Below are 14,105 nucleotides of genomic sequence, written 5' to 3' on the forward strand. Positions count from 1 at the left end.
CTCATCGCAATCTCGACCTACTTCCAACTCGCGAGGTACCTGACCGCACGGTTTCCCGTGACGTTCTTACTTACGGTGGGGCCATCCCCGCATGCGCGGGGATCTATTCCTCGGCCCGTTCGATGTACTGGCGCAGTTCCGCGGTGCCGAGCGGACCCGGGCTTTTGAAGGCCCGGGGGAACGCCCGACGGCGGACCGCCAGGTCGAGACAGACCAGTGTGGGGTGCACGGAGGCACCCCGGCCGGGCAGCGTACCGCGAGGATCGGGGACGCACTCGCCCTCGATCTTCACGATCCGCAACAGATCGCCCTTGGCCGCTCGCTCCCGGCATCCCACGCAGGTTCGCTCAGGGCATGCGCGGGCATGCGTCCGGCCAGACACTGATTAAGTCTACCTCCCCGCACCGACCCCACCCCTGGGGGGCAGTGATCGGGCACGTATACGTTTCGGCCACTCTGCGCGGCCCGGTCGGGGCCCGCCGTGGCGGGCCCGCCGTGGATCATGCGGGATCCCGGCCCCGGCCCGGTGGGATTCCCCGGGCCGGGCCCTGGTTCCGGCCCTGATCACAGGGTCGGAACCAGGGTGGGATCAGTCCTGTTCCGGCTGCTCGGTGTCCGGCCGGATGTCGATGCGCCAGCCGGTGAGGCGGGCGGCGAGACGAGCGTTCTGGCCTTCCTTGCCGATGGCGAGGGAGAGCTGGTAGTCCGGCACCGTCACCCGTGCGGAGCGCGCGCCGAAGTCCACGACCTCGACCTTGCTCACCCGCGCGGGGGACAGCGCGTGCGCCACCAGCTCGGCCGGGTCGTCCGACCAGTCGACGATGTCGATCTTCTCGCCGTGCAGCTCGGCCATGACGGCGCGGACGCGGCCGCCCATCGGGCCGATGCAGGCGCCCTTGGCGTTGAGCCCGGAGCGGGTCGACCGCACCGCGATCTTGGTGCGGTGGCCTGCCTCGCGGGCGATGGCGGCGATCTCCACCGAACCGTCGGCGATCTCCGGCACCTCCATGGCGAAGAGCTTCTTCACCAGGCTGGGGTGCGTGCGCGACAGCGTCACGGACGGGCCGCGGACGCCCTTGGCCACCCGGACGACGTACGTGCGCAGGCGGGTGCCGTGCTTGTACTCCTCGCCGGGGACCTGCTCCTGCACCGGCAGGATGGCCTCCAGCTTGCCGATGTCGACCAGGACGTTCTTGGGGTCCTTGCCCTGCTGGACGATGCCCGCGACGACGTCACCCTCGCGACCCGCGAACTCACCGAAAGTGATCTCGTCCTCGGCGTCGCGCAGACGCTGGAGGATGACCTGCTTGGCGGTGGTCGCGGCGATCCGGCCGAAACCGGACGGCGTGTCGTCGAACTCGCGGGCCTCCTCGCCCTCCTCCAGGTCCTGCGGGTCCTCCTTGGCCCAGACCGTCACATGGCCGGAGGCCCGGTCCAGCTCGACCCGCGCGCGGCGGCGGCTTCCCTCGGTGCGGTGGTACGCGATGAGGAGGGCCGACTCGATCGCCTCGACCAACAGGTCGAAGGAGATCTCCTTCTCTCGCACCAGACCCCGCAGGGCACTCATGTCGATGTCCACGGCTACGCCTCCTCTTGGCTCTCGTCGGATTCGTCAGCGGCCTTCTCGGCCTTCTCGACGGACTTACGGTTGAACTCGATCTCCACACGCGCCTTGGCGATCTCGCCGAAGGCCAGCCGGCGGGCGGTGGGCTTGCGCCCCTTCACGCCGGGCACCTCCAGGTCGAGCCCCTCGTCGTCCACCGCGACGATGCGGGCGACGAGCTCGCCGCCCTCGGTCAGCTGCGCCTTGAGCAGGCGGCCGGTGGCCCGGACGTAGTGCCGGTGCTCGGTCAGGGGGCGGTCCGCGCCGGGGGAGGTGACCTCCAGGACGTACGGGGCGCCGCCCATGGCGTCGGTCTCGTCGAGCTTCTCGGAGACGGCGCGGCTGACCTCGGCGCACTCGTCCAGCTCCACGCCCGCGTCGGAGTCCACCACGATGCGCAGCACTCGCCGCTTGCCCGCGGTGGTCACGTCGACCTCTTCCAGATCCAGCTCTCGCGCGCTGACGAGAGGGGCCAGCAGCTCGCGCAGCCTCTCGCTCTGGGTGGTGCTCATCCGGGTGACTCCTCGGCCGCGTGTGCTGTTGTGGGAAAGTCGCGTGTCAGGTCAAAGCCTATCTGTTCCGGCAGGCGACTGACGATTCGGTGCCTGGTCCCCGGCCGTGGTGCCGCGCGCCGGTACGCTCGCGTGCGGTGATCATGACCGGACCTGGCGGAACCTGGCGGAAAGAGGATCGTGGCGCGCACGACGACGACGCGGGGCGCTGCCGGCCCGCGCAGACGCAGCGTACTGGCAGGGGGCGCGGCGGCCCTCACGGCGGGTGCGGCGACGCTGCTGACCGGGTGCTCGGACGGCGCCGCCGGACGGGACGGTGCGGCGGACGCCGAGCGCGGCGCCACGGCGGAGCGGCTGCGGGCCGCCGCAGGACGTGACTCGGTGGCCCTGCTGGAGCGGTACGACGCGACGGTCCGCGCGCACGACGGGCTCGCGGAGCGGCTCCGGCCGCTGCGGGACGGTACCGCACGCCACGCGGAGGCGTTCGGGGTGACGGCGCCGGGGCCGGCCCGCTCCGGGGGGACGGCCGGTGCGCCCGCCTCCTCCGGGGCAACGGCCGGCGTGCCCGGCGACGAGAAGGCCGCCCTGGCCGCGCTCGCCGCGGCCGAGCGGCGCACCGCCGACGCCCGGACGGCCGCCCTGACCGGGGCACCGCCCGAACTGGCCCGGCTGCTCGCCTCCGTCGCGGCCGCGGGCGCGGCCCACGCCTACCTGCTCGGCGGTGACGCGTGAGCGCCGCCGTGCGAGCGGCGGGCGCCCGGGCGCTGGAGGCGGCGCAGGCCGCGCTCGGGGCCGAGCACGCGACCGTGTACGGGTACGGGGTCGTCGGCGCCCGGGTCGGCGAGGAGCGCGCGGCGGAGGCCCGCGAGGCGTTCGACGCGCACCGGGCCCGGCGCGACGCGATGCGCCGCGCGGTCCGCGAGCTGGGCGGCGAGCCGGAGGCCGGGGCCGCCGGGTACGCGCTGCCGTTCCCGGTGCCGGACGAGGCGGCGGCGGTGCGGCTGGCGGCGGAGCTGGAGAGCCGGGCCGCGGGGGTCTACGCGGATCTCGTACGGGCCGCGACGGGCGCCCTGCGCCGGGACGCGGCGGCGGCGCTGCGGGACGCGGCGGTGCGGTCGGTGCGGTGGCGCGGCGACGGCGTAGCCTTCCCTGGGCTCGCCGAGCGGGCCGCGGCGGCCGGGCCGGACGCCTCGCCGAGCGGTTCGCCGGACCGGTCCTGACCAGCGGAAGAAGAAAAGGACAGCGCAGGGATGAACAACGCGAACTACCGCCTCGAACCGCCGGAGCGGCTGGTGCGCACCCTGAGCTCGCGGCCCGCGGACGGGGTGGCCCGCCGGTGGCTGGCGACGCTGCCGGAGACCGTCCAGGAGTACCTCACCCGTTGGGAGCTGACGCCCGAAAGGGTGCAGACGCCGGGTGGGCGGACCAGCGTCGTGATCCTGGTGCGCCGGGCCGACGGCACGCCCGCCGCGCTCAAGCTCTGCCCTCCCGACGGCACGGCCGCGCTCGAACACGCGGCGCTGGAGCGGTGGGACGGCCGGTGCGCGGTGCGGGTGCTGCGGGCGGACGCGGGGGCGCTGCTCCTGGAGCGGCTGCACGGTGACATCAGCCTGCGCTCGCTGGCCGAGGCGAAGGCCCAGCTGGAGGCCGCGGCGGTGCTCCAGCGGCTGTGGGTGCCGCCTGTCGGTGCTGCCGGTGCTGCCGGTGCTGCCGGTGCTGCCGATGGGCACCCGTTCCCCGAGGTGACCGCGCACGCCGCCGGCCTGGTGGAGACCCTGCGCGAGCGCCGCGACGCGCCCGCGGCGGCGGACGCGCGGGCGCTGGTCGACGAGGCGCTGGAGCTGGCGTCCGGCCTGGTCGGGAGCGCCGGCGCGGGCGGTGACGCGGTGCTGCTGCACGGCGAGTACCACCAGGGCACGGTCCTGGCCGGCGACCGCGCGCCGTGGCTGGCGGTCGCCCCCCGCCCGCTGGTCGGCGAGCGCGCGTACGACCTGGCCTGGCTGGTCCGCGACCGTGCCGACACCCTCCTCGCCTCCCCCGGCGCGGCGGCCGCGGCGCGGCGGCGGGTCGCCAAGCTGGCGGACTCGCTGGAGGTGGACGCGGAACGGTTGCGGGGGTGGGCGGTGTTCCGGGCGGTGTCGGAGGGGGTCGGGGAGTTGTCGGTGGGGTCGCGTGGGCGGGGTGAGCTTTTGCTGGAGTTCGCGGGTTTGTTGTGACGGGTGCGGGTGCGGGTGGGGCGGGGCGGGGTGCCGCTGCGCGGGGCTTTTTCCCCTACCCGCCCCTTCCCGGAACCGGGGGCTTCGCCCCCGGGCCCCCTTTTCCGCGCTCCGCGCGGTGGCCTCAAACGCCGGCCGGGCTGATTTCAGCCCGTCCGGCGCTTGAGGACATTCGGGAAGGGGCGGGTCGGGGAAAGACCCGCCGTCAGGCGCCCGGCGCCTCAGACCCGCGCCGTCAGCCGCTCCACCGCCTCCGCCACCGTCAGTTCCTCCCGCTCCCCCGTCCGGCGGTCCTTCAGCTCCACCACTCCGGAAGCCGCCCCACGGCCCACCACCAGAATCGTCGGCACACCGATCAGCTCCGCGTCCGTGAACTTCACGCCCGGGGAGACCCCGGCCCGGTCGTCGACCAGTACGCGCACGCCCGCCGCGCCCAGCTTCTCCGCGAGTTCCAGGGCGAGTTCGGTCTGGAGGGCCTTGCCGGCCGCGACGACGTGGACGTCCGCCGGGGCGACCTCGCGGGGCCAGCACAGGCCCGAGGCGTCGTGGGTCTGCTCGGCGAGGGCGGCCACGGCGCGCGAGACGCCGATGCCGTACGAGCCCATGGTGACCCGGACCGGCTTGCCCTGGGGGCCGAGGACGTCGAGGCCGAACGCGTCCGCGTACTTGCGGCCGAGCTGGAAGATGTGGCCGATCTCGATCGCGCGGCCGATCTCCAGGCCGGCGCCGCAGCGGGGGCAGGGGTCGCCCTGCTCGACCACGACGACGTCGAGGTACTGGTCGACCTCGAAGTCGCGGCCGCAGACCACGTTCCGGGCGTGTGTGTCGGGCTTGTTGGCGCCGGTGACCCAGGCCGTGCCGGGGGCCACGCGCGGGTCGGCGAGGTAACGCAGCTTCAGGCCCTGCGGGCCGACGTAGCCGCGGACGAGGTCGGGCCGGCCGGCGAAGTCCTCGGCCGTCACCAACTCGACGACGGCGGGCGCCAGGTGCTCGCCCAGCTTGCCGAGGTCGACCTCGCGGTCGCCGGGCACGCCGATGGCCGTGATCTCGCCGTCGATCTTGACGAGGAGGTTCTTCAGGGTGGCCGAGGCGGGCACGCCGAGGTGCTCGGCGAGGGACTCGATGGTCGGGGTGTCGGGGGTGTCGAGCTCCTCGACGGGGCCGTGCTCCGCGGCGTCCGCGGGGGCGACGACGGCGGTGACGGCCTCCGTGTTGGCCGCGTAGTCGCACGCGGGGCAGTCGACGAAGGTGTCCTCGCCGGCCGCGGCCGGGGCGAGGAACTCCTCGGAGGCGGAGCCGCCCATCGCGCCCGAGACGGCGGAGACGACGCGGTAGTCGAGGCCGAGCCGCTCGAAGATCCGGGTGTACGCCTCGCGGTGCAGGCGGTAGGACTCGGCGAGGCCCTCGTCCGTGGTGTCGAAGGAGTAGGAGTCCTTCATCTGGAACTCGCGGCCGCGCAGAACGCCCGAGCGGGGGCGCGCCTCGTCCCGGTACTTGGTCTGGATCTGATAGAGCATCACGGGCAGGTCCTTGTAGGACGTGCACTGGTCCTTGACCGTGAGGGTGAAGATCTCCTCGTGGGTCGGCCCGAGCAGGTACTCGGCGCCCTTGCGGTCCTTGAGGCGGAAGAGGAGGTCGCCGTACTCCTCCCAGCGGCCGCTCGTCTCGTAGGGCTCCTTGGGCAGCAGGGCGGGGAGGAGGACCTCCTGGCCGCCGATGGCGTCCATCTCCTCGCGGACGACGCGGGAGACGTTCTCCAGCACCTTCTTGCCCATCGGGAGCCAGGTCCAGACCCCCGCGGAGGTGCGGCGGACGTACCCGGCGCGGACCAGCAGCTTGTGGCTCGCGGTCTCGGCGTCGGCCGGGTCGTCACGCAGGGTTTTCAGCATGGTCGTGGACATGCGCTGGACGGGGGCCATCAGATCTCCTGCGGGCTCGGTGGGAATCCCAGGAGATTATCGGCAGCCGCCGGTGGGACGAAAACGGGTTCTCACGGCCGCTCGCGGAGCGGCAGCGGCGCCCCCATCACCACATACGGGCTCGGCGCGCTGGGGAAGATCACCGGGCGTGCGAGGTCGCGGTAGCCGAGGGTGCGGTAGAGGGCGCGGGCCGGGCTCTCCACGTCGATGGCGGAGAGGATGCTGCGCGGCTCGGTCGCGCTCCCGGTGATCGTGGTGATGAGGGCCCGGCCGATGCCCCGCTTCTGGAAGTCGGGGTGGACGTGCAGCTCGGTGATGACGAAGGCGTTGTCGAGCCAGCCGTCGGAGCCGGTGGCGCGCAGATACGGTTCGACGACGCCGGACCACCAGTGGGTGCGGTCGTTGGGCATGCCGTAGACGAAGCCGACGAGCCGGCCGGCCGCCGTGGTGGCCCCGAGGGCCCGTGCGCCCGGTGAGGCGAGGTGCCGGAGCACGATGTGGCGCCGTACCGCGATCTCTTCGTCGCTGAGCCCGAAGGCCAGTGCCTGCACGGCCAGCGCGTCGTCCACCCGCGCGGCGAGGTCGAGGGTCCCGACCGCGATGTCATCCATGCCGGGAGGCTACCCGGGCGGGGCCGCCGAGCGGCGGTCCGGTCAGAACAGGACGCTCATGAACGCGCCGACTTCCCGGAAGCCGACGCGGCGGTAGGCGGCGCGGGCCGCGGTGTTGTAGTCGTTCACATAGAGGCTGGCCACCGGGGAGACCTCGCGCAGGGCGTACCGCAGCACGGCGGCCATGCCGGTCTCGGAGAGGCCGCGGCCGCGGTACTCGGGGGCGACCCAGACGCCCTGGATCTGGCAGGCGTGGGTGGTGGCGGCGCCGATCTCGGCCTTGAAGACGACCCGGCCGTCCTCGATCCGGGCGAAGGAGCGGCCGGCGCCGACGAGCTCGGCGACGCGGGCCTGGTAGAGGAGCCCGCCGTCACCGGCGAGCGGGGAGACCCCGACCTCCTCGGTGAACATCGCCACGCAGGCCGGCATGATCACGTCCATCTCGTCCTTGCGGATGCGGCGGACGTGCGGGTCGGGCCGGATGTCCGCGGGCACGGCGTGCGCGACCATCAGCGGCTGGTGGGCGCGGACCTCGCGGGCGGGGCCCCAGTGCGGTTCGAGCAGGGACCACAGCTCGGCGGTGGCCTCGGCCGGGCCGACGATGGAGGAGCAGCGGCGGCCGGCGCGGCGGGCGCGGTCGGCGAAGGCGCGGACGGCCTCGGGGCCGGCGCAGATGGGGACGAGGTTGGCTCCGGCGTAGCACAGGGATTCGAGGCGGCCGCCGGCGTACCAGCCCCACATCTCGCCGCCGAGCCGCCAGGGGTCGAGGCCCGCGACCTGGACACGCGCGGCGACGAAGGCGTTGGCGACGGGCTCGCGGTCGAGGACGGCGAGAGCGGCGTCGAGTTCGCCGGGCTCCAGGACCTTGGTGGTGGTCGTCGTCAACACGTGTGGGTAAGCCTCACCGTCGCGGGCCGGTGGCCATGGGAACAGGTCTTGGAACTGTACCTCTCCGGGTCCGCGCACACCTCCCCCGCCGGATGCGGACACATCCGGACACGACGATGCCCCGCCGGTGGGGCGGGGCATCGTGATGTCCGGAAGGGGACGGGGCTCAGCCGCTGACGCTGATCTCGGGCTCGCCGGAGGCGACGCCGTCCTTCTCCATCTGCTCGGCCAGCTTGAGGGCCTCCTCGATGAGGGTCTCGACGATCTTGGACTCGGGGACGGTCTTGATGACCTCGCCCTTGACGAAGATCTGGCCCTTGCCGTTGCCGGACGCGACACCGAGGTCGGCCTCACGGGCCTCACCCGGACCGTTCACGACACAGCCCATGACCGCCACGCGCAGCGGCACCTCCATGCCCTCCAGACCGGCGGAGACCTGGTCGGCGAGCTTGTAGACGTCGACCTGGGCGCGGCCGCAGGACGGGCAGGAGACGATCTCCAGACGGCGCTGGCGCAGCCCCAGGGACTCCAGGATCTGCATGCCGACCTTGATCTCCTCGGCCGGCGGGGCCGACAGGGAGACGCGGATGGTGTCGCCGATACCCTCGGACAGCAGCGCGCCGAAGGCCACGGCGGACTTGATCGTGCCCTGGAAGGCCGGGCCCGCCTCGGTGACACCGAGGTGCAGGGGGTAGTCGCACTGAGCGGCCAGCTGGCGGTAGGCGTTGACCATCACGACCGGGTCGTTGTGCTTGACCGAGATCTTGATGTCACGGAAACCGTGCTCCTCGAAGAGCGACGCCTCCCAGAGGGCGGACTCGACGAGCGCCTCCGGAGTGGCCTTGCCGTACTTGGCCAGCAGGCGGGCGTCGAGGGAGCCGGCGTTGACGCCGATGCGGATCGGGGTGCCGGTCTCGCCGGCGGCCTTCGCGATCTCCTTGACCTTGTCGTCGAACTGCTTGATATTGCCCGGGTTCACCCGGACCGCGGCGCAGCCGGCGTCGATGGCGGCGAAGACGTACTTCGGCTGGAAGTGGATGTCGGCGATCACCGGGATCTGCGACTTCTTCGCGATGACCGGCAGCGCGTCGGCGTCGTCCTGGGTCGGGCAGGCCACCCGGACGATCTGGCAGCCGGAGGCGGTGAGCTCGGCGATCTGCTGGAGCGTCGCGCCGATGTCCGAGGTCCTGGTCGTCGTCATCGACTGCACCGACACGGGTGCGTCGCCTCCGACGGCCACGGAACCGACCTGGATCTTGCGGCTGACCCTGCGGTCGGCGAGCTTGATCGGAACGGAAGGCATTCCAAGCGAAATCGCAGTCATCTGGCGAGCAACCCCAAGGTGTGAATCAAGGTCCCGAGATCGGCGGGCTCCGGCCTTCGAGGTTACGGCACCCGGCCCCTTCGGGGCACATTGCGCTGTGGGGACCGGGGTGGTCCCGGGCGTGAACGGTGGGTCTTCGGCCGCGGCCGGTCATTGCCGGCCGTGGCGGCGGGCGTCCCGCGGACGCGTCCTCAAGCTCCCCCGGCTACCGCTGGGAGGTGCCCCCGGACGGGCTGGAATCAGCCCGTCCGGCGCACCCACGCGCCCCGCCGGCCAGGTGTTACGTCAGCCGCACCGGGTTCACCACGTCCGCGATGAGGACCAGCAGCGTGAAGCAGATGAAGATGCCGGCCACCACATAGGCGACGGGCATCAGCTTCGCCACGTCGAACGGGCCCGGGTCGGGCCGGCGGAAGACCTTGGCGAAGGCCCGCCGCACGGACTCCCACAGCGCCCCCGCGATGTGCCCGCCGTCCAGCGGCAGCAGCGGCAGCATGTTGAAGAGGAACAGGGAGAGGTTGAAGCCCGCGACCAGGAAGAGCATGGTCGCGATCTGCTGCGACGGCGGGATGTCGAGGTTGAAGACCTCGCCGCCGACGCGGGCGGCGCCGACCACGCCCATCGGGGAGTCCGCCTTGCGCTCGCCGCCGTCGAAGGCTGCGTTCCACAGGTCGGGGATCTTGCTGGGCAGGGCGATCAGCGACTCCACGCCCGACTGGACCATGTCACCCATACGGTCGACCGACTGCCCGAAGGACTGGGGGACGACGCCGGTGGCCGGGGTGAAGCCCAGGAAGCCCGCGGTGACGTACTCGCCCTTGAGGGGGGTGCCCTTGCCGTCGTACTTCTGGACCTGGTTGGAGATCAGGTTCGCGTGGAGGGTCTTGCGGGTGCCGTCCCGCTCGACGGTGAGGGTGGCGGGGCCGGTGGTCCTGCGGATGTCCTTCTGGAGGGTGGACCAGTCGTCGACCTTGTGGCCGTTGAAGGCGACGATCTTGTCGCGCGGCTGGAGTCCGGCGGCCTTGGCCGGGGAGTCCTTGGCGCCCGGGGAGCACTTGTCCGTCTTGTCCGTGGCCTTGACCACACAGTCCGAGACCGTGGAGACCTGGGTCGTCTGCGTGTTGATGCCGAAGGACATCATCACACCGAGGAAGATCACCACGGCCAGGACCAGGTTCATAAACGGTCCGGCGAACATCACGATCACGCGCTTCCAGGGCTTGCGCGTGTAGAAGAGCCGGGACTCGTCGCCGGGCTGGAGCTCCTCGAAGGCCGCCGAGCGGGCGTCCTCGATCATGCCTCGCCAGGGCGAGGTGGAGCGTGCGGCGATCTTCCCGTCCGCGCCGGGCGGGAACATGCCGATCATGCGGATGTAGCCGCCGAGCGGGATGGCCTTGATGCCGTACTCGGTGTCGCCCTTGCGCCGCGAGAACAGCGTCGGCCCGAAGCCGACCATGTACTGCGGCACCCGGATGCCGAAGAGCTTCGCGGTGGACAGGTGTCCCAGTTCGTGCCAGGCGATCGAGAAGAGCAGGCCCACCACGAAGACGACTATCCCGAGGACCGTCATCAGTGTTGTCATGCGCGGGCCTCCGAGGTTGTCTTCACCGTACGGGCCGCCTTGCGGGCGGCCAGTTCACGGGCCCGGGCGCGGGCCCAGGTCTCCGCTTGCAGGACGTCCGGGACCGTCAGCCGGGTTCCCGAGGCGGGGGTGCCGTGTTCCGCCACCACCTCGGCGACGGTATCGACAATCCCATTGAACGGCAGCGCGCCGGCCAGGAAGGCGTCGACGCACTCCTCGTTGGCCGCGTTGAAGACGGCGGGCGCCGTGCCGCCGAGGCCGCCGACGTGCCGGGCGAGGCCGACGGAGGGGAACGCCTCCTCGTCGAGCGGGAAGAACTCCCAGGTGGAGGCCTTGGACCAGTCGAAGGCCGGGGCCGCGTCCGGGATCCGCTCGGGCCAGCCGAGGCCGATGGCGATGGGGCCGCGCATATCGGGCGGGGTCGCCTGGGCGAGCGTGGAGCCGTCCGTGAACTCCACCATCGAGTGGACGTAGGACTGCGGGTGGACGACGACCTCGATGCGGTCGAAGGGGATGTCGTAGAGCAGGTGCGCCTCGATCACCTCCAGACCCTTGTTGACCAGGGTGGCGGAGTTGATCGTGATCACCGGGCCCATGGACCAGGTCGGGTGCGCGAGGGCGTCCGAAGGGGTGACGGAGGCCAGCTCCGCCTTCGTCCGGCCGCGGAAGGGGCCGCCCGAGGCGGTGACGACCAGCTTGCGGACCTCGGCGCGGGTGCCGCCGAGCAGGGCCTGGAAGAGCGCGGCGTGCTCGGAGTCGACCGGGATGATCTGCCCCGGCTTGGCCAGCGCCTTGACCAGCGGGCCGCCGACGATCAGCGACTCCTTGTTGGCCAGTGCCAGGGTGCGGCCCGCTTCCAGGGCGGCGAGGGTCGGCGCGAGGCCGATGGAGCCGGTGATGCCGTTGAGGACGGTGTGGCACTCGCTGCGGGCGAGCTCGGTGGCCGCCTCGGGGCCCGCGAGGATCTCGGGCAGCGGCTCGGTCCCGTACTGCGCGGCCAGCGCCTCGCGCAGCGCGGGCACCTTGTCGGCCTGCGCGACGGCGACGGCGCGGACCCGCAGCCGCCGGGCCTGCTCGGCCAGGAGCCCCACCCGGCCGCCGGCGGCGGACAGGGCCGTCACCGTGAAGCGGCCGGGGTTGCGGAGCACGAGGTCGATGGCCTGGGTGCCGATCGAGCCGGTCGAGCCGAGGATCACGATCTCGCGCGGCGCCCCGGGGGCGGTGGGGGCGGAGTAGCGCAGATGCGGGTCAGCGAGGGAGTCCGTCATGGGCTCCATTGTTACGTCTTCCGGCCGGTGGGCGGACAGGGATCCCCCCGCCCGCCCGCTGTGGCGGAACTTTTACGTCCGGCGGGCGCCCCGGTCTGCTACCGGGGCCCCGCCGGGTCTCAGCGGATGGGCCGGTGGACGTTGTCGGTGGTGGCGGGGCCCGGGGTGGCGTCCGCGATCCAGGGACCGTCGCCGGAGGGGTCGACGATGCCCGCCTCCAGCCATTCGTACGACCCCGAGAGCACTCCGGAGACGAGCTTGCGGTCGAGGTCGTCGGTGTTGGTCCACAGCCGTCCGAAGAGCTCCTCGACGCGGATCCTGGCCTGCCGGCAGAAGACGTCGGCCAGCTCATACGCCTCGTGGCCGTGCTCGCCCTCGGTGCGCAGCCGCTCGGCGCGCACGCACGCGGCGCTCATGGCGAAGAGCTCGGCGCCGATGTCGACGACGCGGCCGAGGAAGCCTTGCTTGGTCTCCATCCGGCCCTGCCAGCGCGACATGGCGTAGAAGGTCGAGCGGGCGAGCTTGCGCGAGGAGCGCTCGACGTAGCGCAGGTGGCCGGCCAGGTCGCGGTGGCCGGCCGGGCGGAATTCGGCGTACGTGGTGGGCAGCTGGCCGGGGCCCGCCACGAGCTTGGGCAGCCAGCGGGCGTAGAAGCCGCCGGCGCGGGCTCCGGCGCGGGCCTTGTCGCCGAGGGACTTCTCGGGGTCGATGAGGTCACCGGCGACCGAGAGGTGGGCGTCGACGGCCTCGCGGGCGATGAGCAGGTGCATGATCTCGGTGGAGCCCTCGAAGATGCGGTTGATGCGGGAGTCGCGCAGCATCTGCTCGGCGGGGACGGCGCGCTCGCCGCGGGCGGCCAGCGAGGCGGCGGTCTCGTAACCCCGGCCGCCGCGGATCTGGACCAGCTCGTCCATCATCAGCCAGGCCATCTCGCTGGAGTAGAGCTTGGCGAGGGCGGCCTCGATGCGGATGTCGTTGCGGTTCTCGTCGGCCATCTGGCCGGAGAGGTCGAGGACCGCCTCCAGGGCGAAGGTCGTCGCGGCGATGAAGGAGATCTTGGCGCCCACGGCCTCGTGCCGGGCGATGGACTTGCCCCACTGCTCGCGCGTCTCCGACCACTCGCGGGCGATCTTCAGCGCCCACTTGCCGCCGGCGACGCACATGGCGGGGATGGAGAGGCGGCCGGTGTTGAGCGTGGTCAGGGCGATCTTCAGGCCGGCGCCCTCGGGGCCGATGCGGTGCGCCGCGGGCACGCGGACCCGGTGGAAGCGGGTGACGCCGTTCTCGATGCCGCGCAGGCCCATGAAGGCGTTGCGGTGCTCGACGGTGACGCCCTCGGCGGCGGCCTCGACGACGAAGGCCGTGATGCCGCCCTTGTGGCCCTCGCTCTTCGGGACCCTGGCCATCACGACGAGGAGGTCGGCGACGACGCCGTTGGTGGTCCAGAGCTTGACGCCGTCCAGGACGTAGTCGTCGCCGTCGGGGACGGCGGAGGTGGCCAGCCGCGCGGGGTCGGAGCCCACGTCCGGCTCGGTCAGCAGGAAGGCCGTGATGTCGGTGCGGGCGCAGCGCGGCAGGAAGGCGTCCTTCTGCTCCTGGGTGCCGAAGAGCTTCAGCGGCTGGGGGACGCCGATGGACTGGTGCGCGGAGAGCAGCGCGCCGACGGCGGGGCTGACGGAGCCGACCAGGGCGAGGGCCTTGTTGTAGTAGACGGAGGTGAGGCCCAGCCCGCCGTACTTGGTGTCGATCTTCATGCCGAGGGCGCCGAGCTCCTTGAGCCCGTTCACCGTCTCGTCCGGGATCTTCGCCTCGCGCTCGATGCGGGCGCCGTCGATGCGGGTCTCGCAGAAGTCGCGGAGCTTGGTGAGGAACTCCTCGCCGCGCCGGACGTCCTCCAGCGCGGGCGTGGGGTGCGGGTGGATCAGGTCGAGGCGGAACCGGCCGAGGAAGAGCTCCTTGGCGAAACTGGGCTTCTTCCAGTCCTGTTCCCGGGCCGCTTCGGCGACCTGTCGTGCTTCGCGTTCGGAGACCGGTCGTACGGATGGTGCGGTCATGAGGCACCTCGCCGCGTGAGTCGGGGCCGTCCCGGTCGGCTACCGACCGGTGCTACTCGACCGTATCTACCCGATTCGACGTACCTCTACCAGTCCTCGCGCAACGATCCGGCCCCTCACCCGATCAG

General features: G+C 72.4%; 13 protein-coding genes. 3 read left to right on the plus strand and 10 right to left on the minus strand.

All coding sequences use genetic code 11. From position 1 onward, the window contains the following. Window positions 1-103 precede the first annotated feature (103 nt). From LUZ64_RS30395 to rimP, 3 genes are all read right to left on the minus strand, one after another. Entirely contained in the window at window positions 104-382 is a 279-nt protein-coding gene (locus tag LUZ64_RS30395) for a YlxR family protein (RefSeq protein WP_087925990.1), read from the minus strand. 207 nt (window positions 383-589) lie between these two features. Continuing rightward, a complete protein-coding gene (gene nusA, locus LUZ64_RS30400) occupies window positions 590-1,579 on the minus strand; it encodes a transcription termination factor NusA (RefSeq protein WP_095584909.1) in 990 nt (329 codons plus the stop codon). Window positions 1,580-1,581: 2 nt separating this feature from the next. Continuing rightward, on the minus strand, window positions 1,582-2,115 hold the full coding sequence (gene rimP / locus LUZ64_RS30405; protein WP_095584908.1) for a ribosome maturation factor RimP: 534 nt from the start codon (window positions 2,113-2,115) through the stop codon (window positions 1,582-1,584). A gap of 180 nt (window positions 2,116-2,295) precedes the next feature. On the opposite strand from rimP, the gene LUZ64_RS30410 reads away from it, so the two are divergent. The 3 genes from LUZ64_RS30410 to LUZ64_RS30420 are packed head-to-tail and all read left to right on the plus strand — an operon-like array spanning window position 2,296 to window position 4,331. Continuing rightward, the gene (locus tag LUZ64_RS30410; protein WP_095584907.1) at window positions 2,296-2,847 is read left to right on the plus strand and encodes a hypothetical protein; all 552 of its coding nucleotides are present in this window, start codon (window positions 2,296-2,298) and stop codon (window positions 2,845-2,847) included. Further along, entirely contained in the window at window positions 2,844-3,335 is a 492-nt protein-coding gene (locus LUZ64_RS30415) for a DUF4439 domain-containing protein (protein ID WP_095584906.1), read from the plus strand. The genes LUZ64_RS30410 and LUZ64_RS30415 overlap by 4 nt, the downstream gene beginning before the upstream one ends. Before the next feature lie 30 nt (window positions 3,336-3,365). Then, the gene (locus LUZ64_RS30420) at window positions 3,366-4,331 is read left to right on the plus strand and encodes an aminoglycoside phosphotransferase family protein (RefSeq protein WP_232389974.1); all 966 of its coding nucleotides are present in this window, start codon (window positions 3,366-3,368) and stop codon (window positions 4,329-4,331) included. Between the two features lie 221 nt (window positions 4,332-4,552). Here the strand turns inward: LUZ64_RS30420 and LUZ64_RS30425 are convergent, their stop codons facing one another. The 7 genes from LUZ64_RS30425 to LUZ64_RS30455 all read right to left on the minus strand — a co-directional run bounded on the left by LUZ64_RS30425 (window position 4,553) and on the right by LUZ64_RS30455 (window position 13,977). Further along, entirely contained in the window at window positions 4,553-6,250 is a 1,698-nt protein-coding gene (locus LUZ64_RS30425) for a proline--tRNA ligase (RefSeq protein ID WP_095583177.1), read from the minus strand. A 71-nt stretch (window positions 6,251-6,321) separates the two neighbouring features. Continuing rightward, window positions 6,322-6,861: a GNAT family N-acetyltransferase gene (locus LUZ64_RS30430; protein WP_095583176.1), complete on the minus strand. Its 540-nt coding sequence runs from the start codon at window positions 6,859-6,861 to the stop codon at window positions 6,322-6,324. 42 nt (window positions 6,862-6,903) lie between these two features. Then, complete coding sequence (locus LUZ64_RS30435; protein WP_095583175.1) at window positions 6,904-7,749, minus strand: GNAT family N-acetyltransferase; 846 nt, start codon at window positions 7,747-7,749, stop codon at window positions 6,904-6,906. A 166-nt stretch (window positions 7,750-7,915) separates the two neighbouring features. Beyond that, complete coding sequence (gene ispG / locus LUZ64_RS30440) at window positions 7,916-9,073, minus strand: flavodoxin-dependent (E)-4-hydroxy-3-methylbut-2-enyl-diphosphate synthase (RefSeq protein WP_087925999.1); 1,158 nt, start codon at window positions 9,071-9,073, stop codon at window positions 7,916-7,918. Window positions 9,074-9,353: 280 nt separating this feature from the next. Beyond that, window positions 9,354-10,655, minus strand: a complete 1,302-nt coding sequence (locus tag LUZ64_RS30445; protein ID WP_087926000.1) for a M50 family metallopeptidase — start codon at window positions 10,653-10,655, stop codon at window positions 9,354-9,356. Continuing rightward, window positions 10,652-11,923, minus strand: coding sequence for a 1-deoxy-D-xylulose-5-phosphate reductoisomerase (dxr, locus tag LUZ64_RS30450; RefSeq protein ID WP_087930379.1), 1,272 nt, complete (start codon window positions 11,921-11,923; stop codon window positions 10,652-10,654). Before dxr ends, LUZ64_RS30445 begins: the two co-directional genes overlap by 4 nt. Window positions 11,924-12,042: 119 nt before the next feature. Then, window positions 12,043-13,977 (minus strand): acyl-CoA dehydrogenase family protein, encoded by a 1,935-nt coding sequence (locus LUZ64_RS30455; RefSeq protein WP_095583174.1) that lies wholly within the window; start codon window positions 13,975-13,977, stop codon window positions 12,043-12,045. Window positions 13,978-14,105 lie beyond the last annotated feature (128 nt).

Source organism: Streptomyces albireticuli (assembly GCF_021228125.1).
GTDB lineage: Bacteria > Actinomycetota > Actinomycetes > Streptomycetales > Streptomycetaceae > Streptomyces > Streptomyces albireticuli.